Origin of the sequence: Corynebacterium oculi, from assembly GCF_001412105.1 — a bacterium.
GTDB classification, from domain to species: domain Bacteria; phylum Actinomycetota; class Actinomycetes; order Mycobacteriales; family Mycobacteriaceae; genus Corynebacterium; species Corynebacterium oculi.
Genome location: NZ_LKST01000003.1, coordinates 385,154 through 406,341 on the forward strand (window position 1 = coordinate 385,154; position 21,188 = coordinate 406,341).

General features: G+C 66.0%; 21 protein-coding genes and 3 tRNA genes. 16 read left to right on the forward strand and 8 right to left on the reverse strand.

What is annotated here, in order from left to right; genetic code table 11:
* The first annotated feature begins 48 nt into the window (after positions 1-48).
* From gltX to Cocul_RS09280, 6 genes are all read left to right on the forward strand, one after another.
* Positions 49-1,524, forward strand: a complete 1,476-nt coding sequence (gltX, locus tag Cocul_RS09255) for a glutamate--tRNA ligase (protein ID WP_055122988.1) — start codon at positions 49-51, stop codon at positions 1,522-1,524.
* Positions 1,525-1,625: 101 nt separating this feature from the next.
* Positions 1,626-1,697: transfer RNA gene (locus Cocul_RS09260), tRNA-Gln, on the forward strand.
* 18 nt (positions 1,698-1,715) lie between these two features.
* A tRNA-Glu gene (locus Cocul_RS09265) sits at positions 1,716-1,791 on the forward strand.
* Between the two features lie 55 nt (positions 1,792-1,846).
* Complete coding sequence (locus Cocul_RS09270; RefSeq protein WP_055122989.1) at positions 1,847-2,398, forward strand: YagU family protein; 552 nt, start codon at positions 1,847-1,849, stop codon at positions 2,396-2,398.
* A 70-nt stretch (positions 2,399-2,468) separates the two neighbouring features.
* Positions 2,469-2,541: transfer RNA gene (locus Cocul_RS09275), tRNA-Glu, on the forward strand.
* Between the two features lie 125 nt (positions 2,542-2,666).
* Positions 2,667-3,554: a CE1 family esterase gene (locus Cocul_RS09280; RefSeq protein ID WP_055122990.1), complete on the forward strand. Its 888-nt coding sequence runs from the start codon at positions 2,667-2,669 to the stop codon at positions 3,552-3,554.
* Here the strand turns inward: Cocul_RS09280 and Cocul_RS09285 are convergent.
* Positions 3,551-4,258, reverse strand: coding sequence for an IclR family transcriptional regulator (locus Cocul_RS09285; RefSeq protein WP_055122991.1), 708 nt, complete (start codon positions 4,256-4,258; stop codon positions 3,551-3,553). The two genes, Cocul_RS09280 and Cocul_RS09285, sit on opposite strands and share 4 nt — an antisense overlap.
* 126 nt (positions 4,259-4,384) lie before the next feature.
* Between Cocul_RS09285 and leuC the strand changes: the two genes are divergently transcribed.
* Positions 4,385-5,806, forward strand: coding sequence for a 3-isopropylmalate dehydratase large subunit (gene leuC, locus Cocul_RS09290; protein WP_055122992.1), 1,422 nt, complete (start codon positions 4,385-4,387; stop codon positions 5,804-5,806).
* 38 nt (positions 5,807-5,844) lie between these two features.
* Positions 5,845-6,459 carry a 3-isopropylmalate dehydratase small subunit gene (gene leuD / locus Cocul_RS09295; RefSeq protein ID WP_055122993.1) on the forward strand — a complete coding sequence of 205 codons (615 nt, stop codon included), beginning with the start codon at positions 5,845-5,847 and terminating at the stop codon, positions 6,457-6,459.
* On the opposite strand, the gene Cocul_RS09300 is transcribed toward leuD, so the two are convergent.
* Positions 6,437-7,420 (reverse strand): NUDIX hydrolase, encoded by a 984-nt coding sequence (locus Cocul_RS09300; protein WP_055122994.1) that lies wholly within the window; start codon positions 7,418-7,420, stop codon positions 6,437-6,439. The genes leuD and Cocul_RS09300 overlap by 23 nt on opposite strands.
* A 178-nt stretch (positions 7,421-7,598) precedes the next feature.
* Between Cocul_RS09300 and Cocul_RS09305 the strand changes: the two genes are divergently transcribed.
* Together Cocul_RS09305 and Cocul_RS09310 are read left to right on the forward strand one after the other, a co-directional pair.
* Positions 7,599-8,597, forward strand: a complete 999-nt coding sequence (locus Cocul_RS09305) for an NAD(P)H-dependent glycerol-3-phosphate dehydrogenase (RefSeq protein ID WP_055122995.1) — start codon at positions 7,599-7,601, stop codon at positions 8,595-8,597.
* Positions 8,598-8,604: 7 nt separating this feature from the next.
* On the forward strand, positions 8,605-9,663 hold the full coding sequence (locus Cocul_RS09310) for a D-alanine--D-alanine ligase family protein (protein ID WP_055123095.1): 1,059 nt from the start codon (positions 8,605-8,607) through the stop codon (positions 9,661-9,663).
* Between the two features lie 15 nt (positions 9,664-9,678).
* Here Cocul_RS09310 and Cocul_RS09315 read toward each other — a convergent pair whose 3' ends face one another.
* A complete protein-coding gene (locus Cocul_RS09315) occupies positions 9,679-10,626 on the reverse strand; it encodes a DUF3515 domain-containing protein (RefSeq protein WP_082422262.1) in 948 nt (315 codons plus the stop codon).
* Positions 10,627-10,656: 30 nt separating this feature from the next.
* Between Cocul_RS09315 and Cocul_RS09320 the strand changes: the two genes are divergently transcribed.
* Genes Cocul_RS09320 through coaD form a run of 6 tightly spaced genes read left to right on the forward strand, consistent with a single transcriptional unit; the run spans position 10,657 to position 16,704 of the window.
* The gene (locus Cocul_RS09320) at positions 10,657-11,613 is read left to right on the forward strand and encodes a thiamine-phosphate kinase (RefSeq protein WP_055122996.1); all 957 of its coding nucleotides are present in this window, start codon (positions 10,657-10,659) and stop codon (positions 11,611-11,613) included.
* Positions 11,614-11,616: 3 nt separating this feature from the next.
* Entirely contained in the window at positions 11,617-12,276 is a 660-nt protein-coding gene (locus Cocul_RS09325) for a uracil-DNA glycosylase (protein ID WP_055122997.1), read from the forward strand.
* An 11-nt stretch (positions 12,277-12,287) separates the two neighbouring features.
* Positions 12,288-13,592, forward strand: a complete 1,305-nt coding sequence (locus Cocul_RS09330; RefSeq protein ID WP_055122998.1) for a DAK2 domain-containing protein — start codon at positions 12,288-12,290, stop codon at positions 13,590-13,592.
* Positions 13,593-15,647 carry an ATP-dependent DNA helicase RecG gene (locus tag Cocul_RS09335; protein WP_055122999.1) on the forward strand — a complete coding sequence of 685 codons (2,055 nt, stop codon included), beginning with the start codon at positions 13,593-13,595 and terminating at the stop codon, positions 15,645-15,647.
* 11 nt (positions 15,648-15,658) lie between these two features.
* Positions 15,659-16,228: an RsmD family RNA methyltransferase gene (locus tag Cocul_RS09340; protein ID WP_055123000.1), complete on the forward strand. Its 570-nt coding sequence runs from the start codon at positions 15,659-15,661 to the stop codon at positions 16,226-16,228.
* Positions 16,225-16,704, forward strand: coding sequence for a pantetheine-phosphate adenylyltransferase (gene coaD, locus Cocul_RS09345; RefSeq protein WP_055123001.1), 480 nt, complete (start codon positions 16,225-16,227; stop codon positions 16,702-16,704). Before Cocul_RS09340 ends, coaD begins: the two co-directional genes overlap by 4 nt.
* Positions 16,705-16,879: 175 nt before the next feature.
* Here the strand turns inward: coaD and Cocul_RS09350 are convergent, their stop codons facing one another.
* The 5 genes from Cocul_RS09350 to Cocul_RS09370 form a co-directional block, all read right to left on the reverse strand.
* Positions 16,880-17,647, reverse strand: coding sequence for an amino acid ABC transporter ATP-binding protein (locus Cocul_RS09350; protein ID WP_055123002.1), 768 nt, complete (start codon positions 17,645-17,647; stop codon positions 16,880-16,882).
* A 2-nt stretch (positions 17,648-17,649) separates the two neighbouring features.
* On the reverse strand, positions 17,650-18,582 hold the full coding sequence (locus Cocul_RS09355) for an amino acid ABC transporter permease (protein ID WP_055123003.1): 933 nt from the start codon (positions 18,580-18,582) through the stop codon (positions 17,650-17,652).
* Positions 18,575-19,450: an ABC transporter substrate-binding protein gene (locus Cocul_RS09360; protein WP_055123004.1), complete on the reverse strand. Its 876-nt coding sequence runs from the start codon at positions 19,448-19,450 to the stop codon at positions 18,575-18,577. Before Cocul_RS09360 ends, Cocul_RS09355 begins: the two co-directional genes overlap by 8 nt.
* Before the next feature lie 14 nt (positions 19,451-19,464).
* Positions 19,465-20,316 (reverse strand): DUF368 domain-containing protein, encoded by an 852-nt coding sequence (locus Cocul_RS09365; RefSeq protein ID WP_055123005.1) that lies wholly within the window; start codon positions 20,314-20,316, stop codon positions 19,465-19,467.
* 246 nt (positions 20,317-20,562) lie between these two features.
* On the reverse strand, positions 20,563-21,066 hold the full coding sequence (locus tag Cocul_RS09370) for a hypothetical protein (protein ID WP_055123006.1): 504 nt from the start codon (positions 21,064-21,066) through the stop codon (positions 20,563-20,565).
* Positions 21,067-21,188 lie beyond the last annotated feature (122 nt).

Below are 21,188 nucleotides of genomic sequence, written 5' to 3' on the forward strand. Positions count from 1 at the left end.
TGTGGCCAAGCACAACATCGGCGGGGCGGGTGTGGTGAAATAGGGGGCATGAGTGACATTCGCGTGAGATTCTGCCCCTCGCCCACCGGCACCCCGCACGTGGGCATGGTGCGTACCGCCCTGTTTAACTGGGCCTATGCCCGCCACACCGGCGGCCGGATGGTGTTCCGCATCGAGGACACCGACGCCGCGCGCGATTCCGAGGAATCCTACCAGGCCATCATCGACTCCCTGCGCTGGTTGGGCCTGGACTGGGACGAGGGCATCGACGTGGGCGGCCCGCAGGAGCCCTACCGCCAGTCGCAGCGCATGGACATCTACGCGGAGGTGCTGAGGAAGCTTATCGACGCCGGGGAGGTCTACCCCGCGTACTCCACCGCCGAGGAGGTCAAGGAACGCCACCTCGCCGCCGGCCGCGATCCGCAGCTGGGCTACGATAACTTCGACCGCGACCTCACCCAGGAGCAGATCGACGCCTTCGAGGCCGAGGGGCGCAAGCCGGTGTGGCGGCTGCGCATGCCGGATCACGACTGGTCCTGGCACGATCTGGTGCGCGGGGACATGGCCTTCAAGGCGGAAACCCAGCCCGATTACGTGGTGGCGCGCTCCAATGGCCAGCCCCTCTACACCTTGGTCAACCCGGTGGATGACGCCCTCATGGGGATCACGCACGTGCTGCGCGGAGAGGATCTCCTTTCCTCTACCCCCCGCCAATTGGCCCTGTATGAAGCCCTGATCCGCATCGGGGTGGCCACCAGGGTGCCGGAGTTTGCGCACCTGCCCTTCGTGATGGGAGAGGGGAATAAGAAGCTTTCCAAGCGCGATCCCGAGTCCAACCTCTTCAATCACGTGGAGGCGGGCATCATCCCGGAGGGAATGCTTAATTATCTGGCGCTGTTGGGCTGGTCTTTGTCCTCGGAGAAGGACATTTTCTCCCGCGAGGAGATGGTGGCGGCCTTCGACGTGGCCGACGTGCTGGGCAACCCCGCCCGCTTCGATCAAAAGAAGTTGGAGGCCATCAACGCCGATCAGATCCGCCTGCTCGAACCGGCGGATTTCCGCGAGCGCCTGCGCGCCTACCTCAGCGAACACACGGATTTCCCCGCGGACTACCCGGAGGAGAAGTTCACCTTCGCGGCGGATTTGGTGCACACCCGGATCAAGGTGCTGGGCGATGCCTATGGGTTGCTGAAGTTCCTGTTAGTGGCCGATGATGCCCTGGTTCTTGATGAGAAGGCCGCCCGCAAGAACCTCAAGGAGGACGCCGTGGCGGTGCTGGATACCTCCATTGAGCGCCTGGAAGCCCTGGGGGAATGGACGCACCCGGAGATTGAAAAGACGCTCTCCGCCGCGCTCATCGAGGAGATGGGGCTCAAGCCCCGCAAGGCCTACGGCGCGCTGCGCGTGGGCATCACGGGGGCCGCGGTGTCCCCGCCGCTGTTTGAGTCGATGGAACTCCTGGGTAAGGAATCCACCCTGGCCCGCCTGCGGGCGGCGCGCCAGAGCACCCCGTTCGGCGCCTAGGGCCGCATAAAGCCCTGCAACCTGGTGGTTTGTGGGTGTTCCGGGGTTATGGTTATAGTATTCCCCGTTGCACAGCGCGGAAAGCCGCTGGGAAGCAGCAATGGCCTATGGTGTAATTGGCAACACTACGGTTTCTGGTACCGTCATTCTAGGTTCGAGTCCTGGTAGGCCAGCAGCGATTTTATCGCCGCGCCCCGTTCGTCTAGTGGCCTAGGACGCCGGCCTCTCACGCCGGTAACACGGGTTCAAATCCCGTACGGGGTACCACTTCATCCCTCACCGAGATTTTCGGTGAGGGATTTTTTTATGCCGAGGAGCACACATGCCGCACGTTTCACCAAGAACTATCACCGAGCCCGCCCGCCGACGCCTAGGAACCGCCCTGTGGGTGGGGATCGTGGCCGGGTTTTTCTCCGGGATCGTCAAGTTCGGCTGGGAGGTGCCGTTCCCGCCCCGCACGCCGGAACGCAACGCCACCAACCCACCCCAGGCGCTCCTGGAACTGCTCGGCATGAGCCCCGAGGCCACGCACGCCACCTACTCCTATCTGGGTAACCAGCTCCCCTACGTGAGTTTTATCCTTCACTTTGCCTTCGCCATTTCCTTCGCGGTGCTCTATTGCCTGGTGGCGGAGTACTGGCCGGCTATCAAGATGTGGCAGGGGGCGGTGTTCGGCGTGGTGATCTTTGTGGCCTTCCACGTGGTGCTCATGCCGCTCATTGGCGTGGTGCCCGCGCCGTGGGATCAGCCGGCGGCGGAGCATTTTTCCGAGTTCTTTGGGCACATCGTGTGGATGTGGAGCATTGAGATCGTGCGCCGGGATCTGCGCAACCGCGCCACGGGCGAGCCGGACGCCGAGGTAGCCCCCTCTTAGGGGCTTGAGCAGGCAATTTGTTTGTTTCCTTGTGCTTACACTACTGTAATCCGAGTCAGTATGACGGCGCGCCCCGTTCGTCTAGTGGCCTAGGACGCCGGCCTCTCACGCCGGTAACACGGGTTCAAATCCCGTACGGGGTACTCTTTATCTCCCCTCCACGCATCAGCCGTGGAGGGGATTTTATTTCTCCATCCGCCCTGACCAGGCATTCAGCCGGTTCCCAGCCTTGCGCGGCGGCATCTCCTTTCGTCTAAAGTAGTCCGGTGTGAAACTTCTCAAGAACGCCGTCGCCGCGTTTGCGGCCAGTGTTTCCCTCCTTGGCGTCGGAGCCGCTGGCACCGCCGCCTCCGCCTCAACCTTTGACCTTCCCACGGAGCTCAGTTCCTTGCCGCAGCGCTTGCTGGCGGGAGAGTTGCGGGAGATCACAGTTCCGGTGCCCAACGGCCCGGATCGTAGCTATCTGGTGAGCGTGAGCCGCAATTACAATCCGCTCAAGCCCACCCCCGTTCTCCTGGCCTTTGGCGGCTGGGGCGATAGCCCGGAGAAGTTCCGTGGTTACTCCAACTATGCCTCTTCTTCCGCGGCCGACGAGGCCATCGTGATCTATCCGCGCGGCATCGAGAACGCCTGGGCGGGTGGCCCCTACGCCAAGACCACCGCGGAGCAGGACATCGCGGCGGTGCGGCAGATCGTGGATCAGGTTTCCCTGGTGCTCAACGTGGATCGTGGCCGCGTGTACGCGGCGGGCATGTCCAATGGCGGTGGCATGGCGGCCACCCTGGCGTGCAAGGCTCCCGATCTGGTGGCGGGAGTGGCCGTGGTCTCGGGGGCGTATTACCTACCCACCAACGAGGGCTGTTCTTCCGCTGCCGTGCCGTTCATGGATATTCATGGCGACGCGGACTCCACCGCGCCCTATGAGGGGGGTTCGCGTCATGGCGTCCCGGTGGCGGCTACCCGGGACGTGGTGGCCTCCTACGCCTCCCGCAATGGATGCACGGGGGAGACACATAACGGCATCACGACCTCGCATACGGGCTGCACCCGCCCGGTGGAGGAGGTGCTGGTTCCCGGCGGAGGGCACGAGTGGTACTCCAACCCGAACGCGGCGGAGATGACCTGGAATTTCCTCCAAGGCCAGCGCAAGGCCTAGAGCGCCTGGGAGAGGCGTCTGGCGGAGTCTACGATGGCCGCGCCCCAGAGTTCTCCGGGGCTGGGGCGCAGCCGCTCGGAAACCCCGGAGAGGGAGAGCACAGCGAGGAATTCCCCGGCGGAATCGGTGATGGGGGCGGAGAGGCTGGAGAGGCCCACCTCGCGTTCCCCGATGGAATCGGCCCAGCCGCGGCTTCTCACCTCGTCGAGCGCGGCGGCGTCGAAGGAAGCCTGGGGGAGAATGTTCTCGCGCAGGTCGGGGGAGGCGTAGGCCAGAAATACCTTGGCCGCCGATCCCGCAGTGAGCGGCATGCGCGAGCCGATGGGCACGGTGTTTTGCAGCCCGGAGGAGGGCTCCAGGGCGGCGATGCAGGTGCGGGATGTGCCGGTGAGCTGGTAGAGCTGCACGGATTCCCCGGTGCGCTCCATGAGCGCGGTCATGGTGGGGCTGGCGGCTTCGATGAGGTGATTTTTGGAGCGCGCCCCGATGCTGGTGAGCGTGGGGCCGATGGTCCACTTTCCCTCGGCGGTGCGGGCGAGGATCCGGTGGGCCTCTAGCGCGGTGGCGAGCCGGTGCGCGGTGGCGCGGGGGAGTTCCGTGGCCTCGCAGAGTTCGGTGAGACTGCGGGGTTGATGAGCCACCGTCACCATGATGGAGACGGCGCGGTCGAGCACCTTGATCCCGGAGGCGTCGTAATGTCCCATACAGTGATCCTATCATTCCGTAAGATGGGAAGTTAGGGGAAGGTAAGGTGTGTAAGGGTGGCGCATGGCGTATGGTATCTCACATAGTGACACGCAGATTCCATATAATGAAACGGGAGTGCCATCATGAGTGAGAAGCTGACGCTGGCCGAGAAGGTCTGGCGGGATCACATCGTTTCCCCCGGCAAGGACGGGGAGCCGGACCTCATCTACATTGACCTGCAACTCCTCCATGAGGTTACCTCCCCGCAGGCCTTCGACGGCCTGCGCATGACCGGCCGCAAGATCCGCCGCCCCGATCTGCACTTGGCCACCGAGGACCATAACGTGCCCACGGAGGGGGTCATCGGTGGCAACCTGCTCGACATCGCGGATCAGACCTCGCGCACGCAGGTAGCCACCCTGCGCAAGAACTGCGAGGAGTTTGGTATTCGCCTGCACCCGATGGGCGACGTGCGCCAGGGAATCGTGCACACCGTGGGCCCGCAGCTGGGGGCCACCCAGCCGGGCATGACCATCGTGTGCGGCGATTCCCACACCTCCACGCACGGGGCCTTCGGCTCGATCGCCATGGGCATCGGTACCTCCGAGGTGGAGCACGTGATGGCCACCCAAACGCTCTCCCTGAAGCCCTTCAAGACGATGGCCATTGAGGTATCCGGCACCCTGCAACCGGGGGTCACGGCCAAGGACTTGATCCTGGCGATCATCGCCAAGATCGGCACCGGCGGCGGGCAGGGGCACATCATCGAGTATCGCGGGGAGGCGATCCGTCAACTCTCGATGGAGGCCCGCATGACCATCTGCAACATGTCCATCGAGGCGGGAGCGCGCGCGGGCATGATCGCCCCGGACGAGACGACCTTTGAATACGTGCGTGGGCGAGAACTGGCCCCCATGGGCGCGCAGTGGGACGCCGCCGTGGAGTACTGGAAGACCCTGCCCACGGACGAGGGCGCGGCCTTTGACACGGTGGTGCATATCGACGGCGACGCCCTGACCCCCTTTGTCACCTGGGGCACCAACCCCGGGCAGGGCCTGCCCCTGTCCGCCGCCGTGCCCAATCCCGAGGACTTCACCAGCGAGGCGGAGAAGGCCGCAGCGGCCAAAGCCCTGGATTACATGGATCTCACCCCCGGCACCCCGCTGCGGGACATTGCCATTGACACGGTGTTCCTGGGTTCCTGCACCAACGCCCGCATCGAGGATCTGCGCGCCGCGGCGGATATTCTGCGCGGCCGCCGCATTGCTCAGGGGCTGCGCATGATGGTGGTGCCCTCCTCCACGATGGTGAAGCAGCAGGCGGAAAAGGAGGGCCTGGATCGGGTATTCCTGGAGGCCGGGGCGGAGTGGCGCACGGCGGGCTGCTCCATGTGCCTGGGCATGAACCCGGATCAGCTCAAGCCAGGAGAGCGGTCGGCCTCAACCTCCAACCGTAACTTTGAGGGCCGCCAGGGCCCTGGCGGGCGCACCCACCTGGTTTCACCCCCGGTGGCGGCGGCCACCGCTATCGCCGGGCACCTGGCCAGCCCGGCAGACCTGCTCTAAGGCAGCACCAACGGCAGCGAGAGAGAGGACGAGCGATCATGGAAAAATTCACCACCCACACCGGCATCGGCGTGCCGCTTCAGCGCAGCAACGTGGACACGGATCAGATCATTCCGGCAGTGTATCTCAAGCGGGTTACCCGCACGGGCTTTGAGGACGGCCTCTTTGCCAACTGGCGGGGCAATGATCCCGGCTTTGTGCTCAATCAGGACACCTATCGCCACGGCTCCGTGCTGGTGGCCGGCCCGGACTTTGGTACCGGCTCCTCGCGCGAGCACGCCGTGTGGGCGCTGATGGATTACGGCTTCCGCGTGGTGCTTTCCCCGCGCTTTGCGGACATCTTCCGGGGTAACGCCGGCAAGGCCGGACTGTTGGCCGGGCGCATGGAAGAAAGCGACATCGAGTTGCTGTGGAAGCAGATGGAGCAGGAACCGGGCTTGGCGCTCACCGTGGATCTGGAAAACCGCACGGTCAGCGCGGGGGAGAGCGTTTACTCCTTCGAGGTAGATGATTACACCCGCTGGCGGCTCATGGAGGGCCTGGATGACATCGGCCTGACCCTGCGCAAGGAGGAGCAGATCGAGGCCTTTGAAGGAACCAGAGCCGGGTTCAAGCCCAGGGTTACCCCGCTTACTTCACCGGCAGCGGGCTAGCCAGGTACTCGGACGCCACCAGGGCCTCGTCGCGGAAGGAGAGCACCCAGCAACTCGCCTTCTTGGCCTCCGGCGTCTTGGCAGTCTCAGCCCCATCGAGGGGCAGGCCGACCTCGGCGGCCAGCCATGCCACCGCCTCGGGGATGTAGATGCCCTGGCTAAACACCACGGAGGTGCCCCCGCCCGCGATGATCTCCCGCAACTTTCGCCGGGCCTGATCGGGATCACCCACCCAGCCCTGATCCCCGTAGCCGGGGTTCACGGCCACGTTGAGCCCCAACTCATCGGCCAGGGGGGCGGCGGTGAGCTGGCAGCGATCCGGTTGCGCGCTGTAGAGCCGCTCCGGCTGGTAAGGCAGGAGCATGGGCACCAGCATCTCCGCCTGGCGGCGGCCCTTTTTATCTAGGGGGCGGCGATCATCGTCTCCGGCCCAGTTGCGGCGCTGGTGGGCGCGGCCGTGCCGCACCAGAATCACCCGCGCGGTGGCGCGCTCGTTAAGCCGCTCGGCGGCGGCGTTCACCACCTCCACGTCCACGTCGTAGCTGAGGAGGGTCTGGGCGGCGTCGAGAGTCACCCAGCGCAGCTCATCCACCTCGTCATTGGGCCGGAACGTCCCGTCGGTGACGCGCGCCGCCCAGTAGTACACCACCTTGGTGCGCTCGCCCACGGGGTAGGTGACCTTGCCCAGGAGGTGATCCAGGGCGGGCCGGTATCCGGTTTCCTCAAAGATCTCGCGGGCGGCGGTGGTGGGCAGGGATTCCCCGGGATCGACCTTGCCCTTGGGCAGAGACCAGTCATCGTAGTGGGGGCGGTGCACCACGGCCACCTGGAATGTTTCTTCTTTTACCCGCCACAGCACGGCACCGGCGGCCAGGGTGGTCTTGGGGAACTCGCTGGCCGGGTCCTTGGGAATGCTGTGGTGCCGGCCGGTGAGGTAGGTGGCGGCGGAGTGCGTGCTCACGAGAACTAGCCCTTTCCGTAATTCACATTAATCGTCGCCCATTCTCCCCGCATTCTCCGGCCCGCGCCACCACGCCACGCGGGAGAGCCGGGGACACTATGCTCAAGGAGAAAAGTTACCCTGGGCACATGAGTACGGGGTGCGCGGCGGGAAGCGGCCAGAGGAAAGGAGCACGCGGATGGTGGCGGTAGCGGTGATGGGTGCGGGGTCGTGGGGCACCACCCTGGCCAAGGTCTGTGCGGACGCCGGACACAGCGTGCGCCTGTGGGCCCGGCGCGAGGAGGTAGCGCGCGGTATTAACGCGGAGCGTCGCAATCGCGATTATCTTCCCGATATTGTGCTTCCCGCGCAGATCCGGGCCAGCGCGGACCCGCAGTGGGCCCTGGATCAGGCGCAGATCGTGGTGCTGGGCGTGCCCAGCCAAACCCTGCGGGCGAACCTCGCGCAGTGGGGCGCGGCCATACCCGGGCGCGCCACGGTGGTGAGCATCTCCAAGGGGGTGGAGATGGGCACCGGCAAGTTGATGAATCAGGTCATCGAGGATTCCGGGATTGAGCACGAGCGCATCGCCGTTCTCACCGGCCCGAACCTGGCCAAGGAGGTGGCCGAGGAACAGGTGGCCGCCACGGTGATCGCCTGCTCGGATACCGAGCGGGCGGTGGCGGTGCAGCACGCGGTGGCCACGGAGTATCTGCGCCCCTATACCAATGCGGACGTGGTGGGCTGCGAGGTGGGTGGGGCCTGCAAGAACGTCATCGCGGTGGCCTGTGGGATCGTCACGGGGTTGGGGCTGGGCTATAACACGCTGGCCACCGTGATCACCCGGGGCCTGGCGGAGATCACCCGGCTTGGCCAGGCGCTCGGCGCGCAGCCGCGTACCCTGGCCGGGTTGGCGGGCCTGGGCGACCTGGTGGCCACGTGTTCCTCCTCGCTTTCACGCAACCACCGTTTTGGGGTGCGCCTGGGGGAGGGCGGCAGCATGGAGGAGGCGCGGCAGGCCACCGGGGGCCAGGTGGCGGAGGGGGTGGTGTCCTCCACGTCTATCGCGCAGCTGGCCCGCCGGCACGGGGTGGATATGCCGATCACCCAGGCGGTGCATGCGGTATGCCACGATGGAATGTCGGTGGAGGCGATGATGACCTCGCTGATGGAACGATCAAAGAAAGCAGAGTATTAAAGCAATGATGGCGGAGAAGATCCGTGTGGCCGTGGTGTATGGCGGCCATTCCCCCGAGCATTCCATCTCCTGTATTTCCGCGGCGGCGGTGATGAGCCACCTTGACCCCCAGCGTTATGAGGTCATTCCGGTGGGCGTGACGCGCCAGGGCCGCTGGGTGGTGGGCACCACCGATCCCGTGGGGAATGCGGAGTTGCCCGAGGTGGCCGACGCCGCCGAGATCGCGTTGAGCCTCGACCCGGCACACCGCGGGGCGCTGCGCTTTACCGACGGCAGCGGCACCTACGCCACCGCCGATGTTTTCTTCCCGGTGCTCCACGGCCCGTGCGGGGAGGACGGCACCGTGCAGGGGCTATTCGAGTTGGCCGGGGTGGCCTACGTGGGGCCGGGCGTGCTGGCCTCCGCCTGCGGCATGGATAAGGAATACACCAAGAAGCTCGTGGTGGCCGCGGGCCTGCCGGTCACGGCCGAGGCGGTGCTGCGCGGAGGGGAGGAACTCACCGAGGAGCAGAAGGATCGCCTGGGCCTGCCGGTGTTTGTGAAGCCCGCTCGGGGTGGGTCCTCCATCGGCATCTCCAAGGTGGAGGATTGGGTCGATCTGGAGGCTGCCGTGGCCACGGCCCGGCAGCAGGATTCCAAGGTGATCGTGGAGGCGGAGATCGCCGGCGCGGAGGTGGAGGTGGGGGTGCTGGAGTACCCGGATGGCAGGCTGGTGGCCTCGGCACCGGCGCGCCTGGTGGGAACGGAGGACTCGGAGGAGGGCTTTTATGGCTTTGACACCAAGTACCTGGACAACGTGGTCTCGGCGGAAATCCCGGCCCAGCTCCCGGCGGAAACCACCGCGCAACTCAAGGACATGGCCTTGACGGCCTTCCGGGCGCTGAACTGCAAGGGCCTGGCTCGCGTGGACTTCTTTGTCACGGAATCCGGGCCCATGCTCAATGAGATCAACACGCTCCCGGGCTTTACCCCCATTTCCATGTACCCCAAGGTCTTTGCAGCCAGCGGGGTGGGCTACCAGGAACTGCTCGGGGTGATGGTGGACACCGCCCTGAGCCACCGCTAGGGCCCTGAACAGGGATTACTCGGCGGCTGCCAGGTTCGCGGTGATGGCGGCGCTGAGGTCCACCAGGGGGGCGTTGCCCACGGAGGGGGGAACGGTGGCCGCCACGATGGCCTCGCGGCCCAGGGCATAGAACACGCCGTCATCGTTGAGCCACGGCACCTCGTCGATCTGCGTGAGCTGTTCCCCCGCCGCGTATCCGGCGGGCATGTCTACCCCGCAGGCGAGGTCGATGGGATCGCCTCCGGGGGCCGTCCACACGGCCTTAGCCTGGTTTTTCTCCCGGAGGGCGTGATCGCCGAGTGCTTCGGGGAGGCGATCCATCAACCGCGCGCAGCGCTCGGCCTCGGGGGTCGCGGCATCGTCGAGGGGCAGCGGGTGCGGGTCGCGGTGCTGCTCCGGCAGCGCGGACACGGCTGCGGACACCGCCTCGGTGGGATTTAATCCCTCGGCGGTGATCGCCACGGTGGGGCCGCGGTTCACCGCGTACCAGGTGCTCAGATCCGTCTCGGAATCGGAAACCTGAAGCCAGCGCACGCCGTCGATGGTCTCCGTCTCGGAAACGCGGGTGTACTGCTCGGGGAAATGAACCCCGCAGCGCAGCGTGACCCGATCCTGCGAGGTGCGCGCCCAGGCGGCGGCGCCGGCGGGGGCGGGGTCGGCAAGATCGGCGCGCTTGAAGCCGTCGATCTCGTCGGGCAGGCTTCCTAGAAGATCCCGGCAGGCGGGGGATTCGGCCTCGGGGGCGTCGATAGTGGAAAGCGCAACCGGCTGGTTGGCGGCTCCCTCAAATACCACCCGCGCGCCTATGATGGCGCCGAGCACGGCCACGATGGCCAGGATCAGCGCCAGATAAATGGGAGTGCGGCTAAACTCAGGGGAAGTCCGCGCGGGTGTAGCCGTGCTCACAGTATTCCCGGTGTGCTCGGCTCCCTCGGCGCTTTCCGTGCTATCCACATCGCTCATGGCTTGTGAGTCTAATGAAAGGACACAGTGATGCCTACCTCCCCGCCAGGCCCCACCATCGCGGAGGTCGGTGAACACCAGGTCATCCGGGAGATTATGGCGGCCGCGCCCTCCTCGGTTAACGGCGATGACGCGGCCGTGTTGGTGAGCGCCCAGCCCAACTCCCGGGTGGTGGTGAGTACGGACATGCTGGTGGAACGCCGCCACTTCCGCCTCGACTGGTCCACCCCGCAGGAGGTAGGCAGCAAGGCGATCCTGCAAAACTTTGCGGACATCGAGGCGATGGGCGCGCGCCCCATCAGCGCCCTGCTCGCGCTTTCCGCGCCGCCGCAGACCCCGGTGAGCCTGGTGCGCGGCATCGCGGAGGGGATCGAGCAGCAAGTAGAGCGCTTCTCCGCGGAACTGGTGGGCGGGGATCTCACCTCGGGAGAACACCTGGTGCTGGCCGTTACCGCGGTGGGTTCCCTCGGCGGGAATCGCCGCCCCTTAACTATCGACGCCGCCCGTCCCGGCCAAGTCCTCGTGGCCGCCGGAGCCATCGGGGACTCCGCCGCCGGCATGGCCCTCCTGGAGCGCCACGGCCGGGGGGTGCCCGAGGAGTTTAGGGCCTTCCGCGACGCGCACACCAACCCCCAGCTGCCCCCCGGGCGCGGTATGATCGCGCGCGCCACCGGCGCCACCGCCGCCACTGATAACTCCGATGGCCTCATCGCGGATCTCGGCACGATGGCCCGCCGCTCCGGGGTGGGCATCGACCTCGATCCCCAGGCCATCGCCCCCACCCCCGCCATGCGCGCGGTGGGGGAGCACCTGGGGATCGACCCCTGGCGTTGGGTGCTCGGCGGCGGAGAGGACCACACGATCCTGGCCACCACGCCCGGCAATATCCCCTCGGGTTTTCGTCGCATCGGCACGGTGCAGCGCGGCGACGGCGTGACCGTGGGGGGAGAGGCCCCCGCCTATCACGCGGGGTGGCTAAGCTTTTAAGCCATGAGCCTTCCCGTGCACGAAAGCTGGCAGCCCATCCTTGACCCGGTGGCCGATCAGATTCACCGGATGGGGGATTTTCTCCGCGCAGAAAACGCGGCCGGGCGTGGCTACCTGCCTGCGGGCAGCGATGTCCTGCGTGTTTTCCAATACCCCTTTGATGAGGTCAAGGTGCTCATCATCGGCCAGGACCCCTATCCCACCCCCGGACACGCGATGGGCCTTTCCTTTTCCACCCAGCCCGGCGTGCGCCCGCTGCCCAAGAGCCTGCTCAACATCTTCAAAGAACTCTCTCAGGACCTCGGCGTGGCGCAACCCCAGGATGGAGATCTCACCGCATGGTCGCGCCAGGGCGTGGCGCTGTTCAACCGGGTGCTCACCGTGCGCCCCGGAGCGCCCGCCTCCCACCGGGGCAAGGGGTGGGAACAGATCACCGAGGCCGCCATCACCGCCCTGGCCCGCCGAGACCGTCCCCTCGTGGCGATCCTGTGGGGCCGCGACGCCCAGACCGCCCGCGCCTTCCTCGGAGACACCCCCACCATCGAATCTCCGCACCCCTCGCCGCTCTCGGCCTCCCGGGGCTTCTTCGGCTCCCACCCCTTCAGCCGGGCCAACGCCCTCCTCGAACAGCGGGGAGCCACCCCGGTGGACTGGCGTCTCTAAGGTATCCGCTCATGCCGTCTCCTCCCGCCGCCACGATCGATGGACTCACCGGCCCCGTTCTCGCCGCCTGGGCCCGCCGCGCGGCCAGCCGCCTTGAGGCGCGCAGCCCGGAGATCAATCGCCTCAACGTCTTTCCCATCCCGGACTCGGACACGGGATCGAACATGGCGCACACCATGCAGGCGGCCGTGCGCGCCCTGTCCGAACTCCCGGATGAGGCCACGGCGGCGCAGGTCACCACCGCGCTCACCCGAGGCGCGGTGGCCGGGGCGCGCGGCAACTCCGGCATGGTGCTGTCCCAGGTGCTGCGCGGCCTCGCGGAGGAATCCGGCGATACCCTGAGCGCGGCGGACATCACCGCCGCGCTGCGCCGCGCCCTGAACCTCGTGCGGGGCGCCATCGCCCGGCCCGTGGAGGGCACCGTGCTCAGCGTGCTGCGCGCCGCCGCCGAGGCGGCCTCCTCCCACCGGGATCTGCATCGAGTGGTCACCGCCGTCACCGAGGCCGCCCACCGCGCGCTGGCTCAGACCCCGGCCCAGCTCCCCGCCCTCAAGGGCGCGGTGGACGCAGGAGGCCAGGGGCTCGTGGTGCTTCTCGACGCCCTGCGCGACAGCCTCACCCCGCCCTCGGCGGAACCCCACCTTGAGGTCATGTTCACCTACCGAGGCGAGGAATCCACGCTCAAAAAGGCCCTGGAACCGCTGGGCACCAGCCTCATCATCGCCCCCGACGGCACCGGCAGCGCCAGCGTCCACATTCACTCCCGCCGCAGCGGCGAACTCATCGAGTGCGCCTTTCGGCTTGGCGAGGTGACCAACCTGCGGCTCGAAGCCCTCCCGGAGCCCACGCAGGAGGAGGCTCCGGGGGTCATCGCCGTGGTGCCCACCGGCAGCATGGAACGCCTCTTCCGCGAGGCCGGGGCCGAGGCAATCCTCCCCGGGGCCTTCCCCAACCGGGAGGCGATCGTGCTGCCCAACGGGCTGAGCCCGATCACCGGCCCCGCCGTGGTGCCCACCACCCGGCTCGTGGAGGGAATAGCGGCGCTGGCCGTCTATGACCCCGAGGTGCCACCCAGCAGCGCGCTGGACATCATGCGGGAGACCGTGGCGGCCATGCGCACCGCCGAGGTGGATGACCCGGCCCGCCTCGCGGAAACCTGCCGTGGCCTCCTGCGCTCGGGGGGAGAACTAGTCACCCTGCTCGTGCGCCCGGACGTGCACATCGACGCCCCGGCCCTGAGCCAGGAACTCGGGGTGGAACTCATGGCCTACCGCGCCGATAACCTCACCGCCGCCGTGGAAATAGGGGTGGAATAGATGCTGGGCTGGAGCGATACCCGCCTGCTGAACCAGGTACTACCCGCCAAGGAGGCGCGTGCCCTCCACAAGCACCTGGGCGTGACCACCGTGGAGGAACTCCTCGAATACTATCCCCGCCTCTATTCCCGACACGGCTTCGGGGTGAGCGTGGAGGGCGCAGGGGAAGGAGAACACGTCACCTGCGTGGGAGAGGTGCAGCAGGTAGAGGAGAGCTACACCCGCGCCGGGAAGCTGCTCACCCGCGTCACGCTGAGCGACGGCACCCATAGCCTCGTGGCCACCTTCTTCCAATCCCGCTGGATCAGCCAACAACTCCTCCCCGGCACCAGGGGAATGTTCTCCGGAAAACTCCGCTATTTCCGCGACATTCCTCAACTCCAGCACCCCACCTACGTGCTGCTTGGACATACCGCGCGCGCGGGCACGGCAGAGATGGCGGAGGTACTTGCGGAGCGCGATTACCTCCCCATCTACCCGGCCAAAAAAAGCCTCACCTCCTGGCGCATCATGGGGGCGATCGAGCGCGTGCTTCACGCCCTGCCCCCGGCCCCGGAACCCCTCGACGAGGTACCCGCCGACCTCGTGGGCTTCGACGAGGCCCTGCGCGGCATTCACCAACCCGGCCCCGAGGGGCCCGAGCCCCACCAGCTGCGCCTCAAATACAACGAGGCCCTAGCACTGGCCTGCGTCATGGCCCTGCGCCGCGCCGATTCCTCCCAGCGCAAGGCCCTCCCCAGCGCCCCCCGGGAACAGGGCTTGGAACAGAGCCTGCGCGCCGCCCTGCCCTTTGATCTCACCCCCGGCCAGCAGAACGTGGTGGCGGATATCTCCCAGGATCTAGCCCGGGAGGAGCCCATGTCTCGGCTGCTGCAAGGCGAGGTGGGATCGGGAAAGACCATCGTGGCCCTGCTCGCCATGCTTCAGGTGGTGGATAACGGCCACCAATGCGCCCTGCTTGCGCCCACGGAGGTGTTGGCCATCCAGCACGCGCGTTCCCTCACGGAGACGCTCCTGCGCGCCGGGGTGGCGGCCTCGGTGGTGCTGCTGACGGGCTCCATGAGCACGGCCGCGCGGAAGGAGGCGCTGTTGGCCATCGTCTCCGGGCAGGCGGACATCGTGGTGGGTACCCACGCGATCATCCAGGACGCGGTGGAGTTTTTCCGGCTGGGTCTGGTGGTGGTGGACGAGCAGCACCGCTTTGGCGTGGAACAGCGCGATCGCCTGCGGCTTAAGGGCGGCAGCCCGCACCTGCTGGTGATGACGGCTACCCCCATTCCCCGTACCATCGCCATGACGGTTTTTGGTGACCTGGAGGTGTCTACCCTGCGGGAACTTCCCGGTGGCCGCCGCCCCATTCGCACCTGGGTGGTGCCGGATTCCAAGCCAGCCTGGGTGCATCGCGCCTGGGAGCGGATCCGGGAGGAGGTGGCCGCCGGGAGGCAGGCCTACGTGGTGTGCCCCCGCATCGAGGGAGAGGACGGGGTCATCGAGGTGGCGGGCAGGATCCTGCCGGAACTGCGCGTGGAGATGCTGCACGGAAAATTGCCTGCCGCCGAGAAAGACGAGGTGATGCGGCGCTTTGCCGCAGGCGAGATCGACGTGCTGGTCTCCACCACCGTGGTGGAGGTGGGCGTGGACGTGCCCAATGCCACGGTGATGATGATTATGGAGGCCGAGCGCTTTGGCATCTCCCAGCTCCACCAGCTGCGGGGCCGGGTGGGGCGCGGTGGCTTTGATTCCCTCTGTTTGCTGGCCACGGCGATGACCCCGGAGGAGAGCGGGTGGGAGCGGCTGGCCGCCGTGGCCGCCACCACGGATGGGTTTGCCCTGGCGGAGCAGGACCTGCGGCTGCGGCAGGAGGGGGACGTGCTGGGGGAGGCGCAATCGGGGCGAAACCGCCGGATCAGGCTTTTGGATCTCTTTTGCGATCAGGAGCTGATCGAGCGGGCGAATGAGGACGCCGTGGCCCTGGTGGGGCGCAACCGGGCGGTGGCGGAGGAGATTGCCGCCGACATCGCCCCGGATAGCCAGGACTTTCTGGAAAAAAGTTAAAGTGGTGGGCTATGGCACGCATTATTTCTGGGCAGGCACGGGGGCGCACCCTCAAGGTGCCCTCGCAGGGCACCCGCCCCACCTCCGATAGGGCAAAGGAGGGGCTGTTTTCCTCCCTCCAGGTGCGCTTTGGTTTTGAGGATAAGAACGTGGCCGATCTCTTCGCCGGCAGCGGAGCCCTGGGCCTGGAGGCCGCATCAAGGGGGGCCGCCCAGGTGGTGCTGGTGGAATCCCACGCCCCTGCGGTGAGGATCATCAGGGAGAACGCCCTCAAGGTGGGTCACCCGAGCGTGCAGGTGGAAGAGGCCAAGGTGTCCACCTACCTGGCCCGCGCCCCGCGCGAGTTCTTTGACATGGTGCTGGCCGATCCCCCCTATGACCTCGCGGATGAGTCCGTGCGCGCTATGCTGGAGGCCCTGATCCCCGCCCTGGCTCCCGGAGCCGTGGTGGTGGTGGAGCGCCACAGCGCCTCCCCGGAAACCGATTGGCCGGAGGGCTTTAGCCCCACCGGGCAGAAACTGAAAAAACGCACCTACGGCATCGCGCGCATGGATATGGCCGTGTGGAGGGAAGAAGAATGAAGGCAGTGTGCCCCGGCTCCTTTGACCCGATGACGATGGGCCACCTGGATATTTTTGAGCGCGCCGCAGCGCAGTTTGACGAGGTGATCGTGCTGGTCACCGCCAATCCGCATAAGAATAGCGGGCTGTTTACCGTGGCCGAGCGCAAGGAATTGATTGAGGAATCGGTGGCTCACTTAGGCAACGTGAGCGTGGATCATTGGGGTGGGCTGCTGGTGGATTACACCACGGCGCATAAGGTAACGGCCCTGGTGAAGGGGCTGCGTTCCTCCCTGGACTACGAGTATGAGTTGCCGATGGCGCAGATGAACCGCAGGCTTTCCGGGGTGGATACCTTTTTCCTGCTCACCGATGAAAAATACGGTTATATCTCCTCCACGCTGTGCAAGGAGGTGGCCCGCTTTGGCGGGGATATTTCCGGGCTGCTGCCCCCGCATGTGGTGGAGGTGGTGCGCGCCAAGTACGCTCGGCGGTGATGAGAGCGGAAAGGAGGTGGCGCTTGTCCTATGATCACAGCGCGTGGAAGATGAGCCCGGAGCGGCTCCAGGAGCACTTAAAGCTCAAGACCCGCGCGCGGAGAATCCCGGATAAAAAGAAGCAAGCAAACAAAAGGGCCTGCCGCAAGGCGGGCCCTTGGCCCTATCCGGGGTTTTACTTGAGCAGAGTGGAGAGGAAGCTGCGGGTGCGTTCTTGCTGCGGGTTATCCAGCACCTGCTCGGGCGGGCCCGCCTCCACCACGGCGCCATCGGCCATGAACACCACCTGATCCGCTACCTCGCGGGCAAAGCCCATCTCGTGCGTGACCACCATCATGGTCATGCCCTGGCGCGCCAGGTCCTTCATCACGCGCAGCACCTCGCCCACCAGCTCCGGGTCGAGGGCGGAGGTGGGTTCGTCGAAAAGCATGAGCTTGGGTTCCATCGCCACGGCGCGCGCGATGGCCACCCGCTGCTGCTGGCCGCCGGAGAGCTGGGCGGGGAAGGCCTCCGCCTTGTGCGCCAATCCCACCTGATCGAGCAGGCGGTGAGCCTGCTCCTTGGCTGCCTCCGGGTTGATTCCCTTGACGTGAACGGGGGCCTCGATGATGTTTTCTAGCACCGTGCGGTGCGGAAACAGGTTGAACTGCTGGAATACCATGCCGATCCCGGAGCGTTGGCGGGCGGCCTGGCGCTCGGTGATCTCGTAGAGCACCCCCTTGCGCTCCTCGTAGCCGATGAGCTGACCGTCCACGTAAAGCCTGCCCGCGGTGATCTTTTCCAGGTGATTCACGCAGCGCAGCAGGGTGGATTTGCCGGAGCCGGAGGGGCCGATGAGGCAGGTGACGGAGCCGCGCTCGACGGCGAGGTCGATGCCCTTGAGCACGTCCAGCCGACCAAAGGACTTCCACACCTGACGGGCCTCGATCATGGGGGTGCTCATGGTTATTTCCTCCGGTTATCTGCTTGGTGAATCACGCTGATATTGCGGGGGAGGGCGCCCTCCGCATCAGCGAGGGCCGCGAGTTGCCGCCCGGTGAGTTCCCTGGTGGAGCCGCGCTCGTAATACTTTTCCAGGTAATGCTGGCCGATCATGAGCAGCGAGGTGATCACCAGGTACCACGTGGCCGCCACCATCAGCAGGGGAACGGGCGCAAAGAGGGCATTGGAGATGTCGATGGAGCGGCCGTAAAGCTCCTGGGTATAGGGAATGGCCACCACCAGAGAGGTGGTTTTTAGGAGGGAAATAAACTCGTTGCCGGTGGGGGGAATGATGATCCGCATGGCCTGGGGCAGCACGGTGCGCCGCATGGTCAACCACCAGCCCATGCCCAGGGCTTTCGACGCCTCGAACTGTCCCTCGGGCACGGCCTGGATGCCGGAACGCACGATCTCCGCCATGTAGGCGGCCTCATTGAGGCCCAGGCCGATCACGGCGAGCACGAAGGCATTGCTGAGCAGGCTCTCCAGGCTCACCTCGGCCGGTCCCACCCGAATGACCTCGTAGAGCGAGCCCATCAGCCCCCAGAACACCAGCTGCACGTAGATGGGGGTGCCCCGGAAGATCCACAGGAAAAGCCAGGCCACCGCGCCAAGCACCGGATTAGGGGACATACGCATGACGGCCAGGGCCACGCCCCCCACCAGCCCGATGACCATGCTGAGCACGGTGATGAGCAGGGTGTGTAGCGCCGCGGTGGCGATGCGGGTGTCGAGGAGGTAGGAGCGGTAAATATCCCACCCGTAGGCCTCGTTGGTGGCGGCCCCGATGATTACCCAGGCCGCCAGGGCCAGCGCGATAATCGCGGTGATCCAGCGGCCGGGGTGCCTCAGCGGCACGGCCTTGATCGGGGTAGGTGGGGTAGGGGAGTTAGGCATGATGCACCGGCTCCTCGTTGATCGTGGCCTGGGTGAGCAGGCCGTCCGTGATATTCCACTGGCCGAGGATCCTCTGATAGTCCCCGGTGTCGATGAGCCGCTGCATGGCGGCGGCCACGGCCAGGCTTAAATCGGAGCCCTTGGGCGTGGCAAAGCCATAAGGGGCGGCGGACACCATCGGGCCGGTTTTTTCGATGCTGCCCCCGGCCTTTTCAATGGCCCAGGCCGTCACGGGGGAATCGGCGGAGAGGGCGTCGGCTCGACCGACGACGAGCGCGGTGGCTGCGGAATCGGAGGTATCGTAGGCCAACACCTCGATGGGTTTTTCCCCGTGTGCCACGCATTCCTCGCTCTTGGGGCGAACGTCGTCCGTCTCGGAGACGGTGGTGCGCTGCACGGCAACGGTCAGCCCGCAGGGCCGCGCGGGGTCGATGGGATCGCCGTCTACTCGCTGCGCCCACTGAATACCCGCGTAGAGGGTGTTCACAAAGTCATAGCCTTCCCGCCGCTGCGGGGTATCCGTGAAGCCGGTGGCACCCATGTCTATGGTGCCCGCGTCCACGGCGGGAAGGATCTTGGAAAAGTCCTGCTGGATAATCCGCAGGTCCAGCCCCATCACGGCGGCCACCCCGCGAGCCAGATCCATCTCCACGCCGATGATATTGCCCTGAGAATCCTTGAACTCGAAGGGCGGGAAGGGCGGATTGCTGGCGATGACGAGTTCCCCGCGATCCCGAATCTCCTGTGGCACCAAAGCCTCCACCTCCGGGGAGGCCTGGGGCGTGACGGGCTTCCAACCCTCGGGAGTGCCGGGCTCCTCGTTGGTCACGCAGCCGGAAAGCACACTCACGGCCGCGAGCAGCGCCATGCATGCGGCCGCCCTCACGCGGTTTTCCTCTTATCCAGGAATAACACCCCGGCCACGATGGCCGCGCCCAGGGCGATGGCCGCCCACACGGATGCCTCGGCACCGGGAACCGCGCCCTCCCACGGCCACAGGGCGCGCAGGGACCCGAGCATGAGGCCGGCCATGACGGTGAGCGTCATGGTGTGGTGATCGCGCATCATCTTATCGAGCACCTTGACAAAGGCCACCAGGCCCACCAGCGCACCCAGTGCAAAGACCGCGATCACGCTCCACTCGCGGTTGCTCAGCGAGCCCATAACCGGCTGGTACAGGCCCATCGCCAGGAGCAGAAAGGAGCCGGAGAGGCCGGGAAGCACCAGGGCGCACACCGCGATCATGGCGGCGAAGAACACCACGATCAGGGAGGGGTTGTTTACCGGTTCCGAGGTAAAGCCGGTGGCAAAGAAACTTAAAGCCGCGCACAGGGCGAATACGGGGAGGAGAATCGGGGCGCGGCGGTGAATCTCCGCGCTTCCGATCATGCGCAGCGGCACGCTCAGGGAGACTGCCACCATGCCCAGGAAGAGGCCCTTGGCCACGCTGGGGTGCCCCTCCACAAAGGCGTGGATCACGCCGGAGAGCAGGAAGATCGCGCCCACCATGCCCACGGCGATGGAGAGAAGAAAGGGCCAATCGACGGCGCGGAGGGACTGGCGGGAACGGGTACGGGCGGCGTCGATAAGCGTGTTGCCGGTGTGCAGAGCCTTTTCATAGATGCCCACGATGAGGGCGACGGCGCCGCCGGAGATACCCGGAACAAGCTCGGCCATGCCGATGCAGGCACCCTTGATAATATTCGCTGCCGCCGCAAGGGGGGAGGGTGTCATAGGGAGAGTAATTGCCTTCCTGACCTCGGTGGTCACGATCATTGTTGCGTGGCCCGGCGCGAGGAGGCCGGGAATGGAGAATGGATAAACATGGACCCATGAATAATATCCATTATGAGGTGTGGGGCCAACTCTTCGGCCACCAAACCATAGAGGGCCATTGTAGCCGTGATGCCAGCTACAATGGCCCAAGTCACGCCGCGGCTCTACCGCCGTGGTGAAGGTAAAGGCTCCCCGATGCCCCTATCAGGGGAACGGAATGAAGATCTTGCGCACAATGTGCAGCGCCTTGAGTAGAACCTTGATAACCGGCTGAACGGCCTTATATCCTTCGACGGAACCCTGCACCTGCTCCTTGAGTTTTTCCTTATCAATATCGCCCAGGGGAGACTTCTTGGCGGGCTTGGCGGGATCCTGCTTCTCAGGGGCGGGCTTCTCGCTGGGTTCGGTGCTTGCATCGGGCTTGGTCGTTTCGCTCGGTGTGGCGGCCTCGCTCGTGCCGGAGGGCTTCTCCTTGGCGGGCTTTTCTTCCTTCGTGGGGCACTGGTCGAAGATGCTCTGCTTCTTGCCCAGGAACTCGTTCTCGCTCGTGCCGGTGCTCGGGCACTGAGGATCGTCGAACACGGTGCGGTTCTCATCCAGGAACTGGTTGGTCTGGGCGGTGGTTGCGGGGGCTGCCGTGGAGATGGGGGCGATGACCCCGGCGGTCAGGCTCGCGGCGAGTGCCGCTGCGGCGAAGCTGCGCTTCATGGGTGGAATCCTTTCGGCGGGATGTGCCAGAATACGCGGATAAGGGTAGGGGTTTTGCGGGAATATGCAACTGGATACCCCCAAATGGGTTTCTCCCTTTGGGTATGGGGGAGGGTACTTTG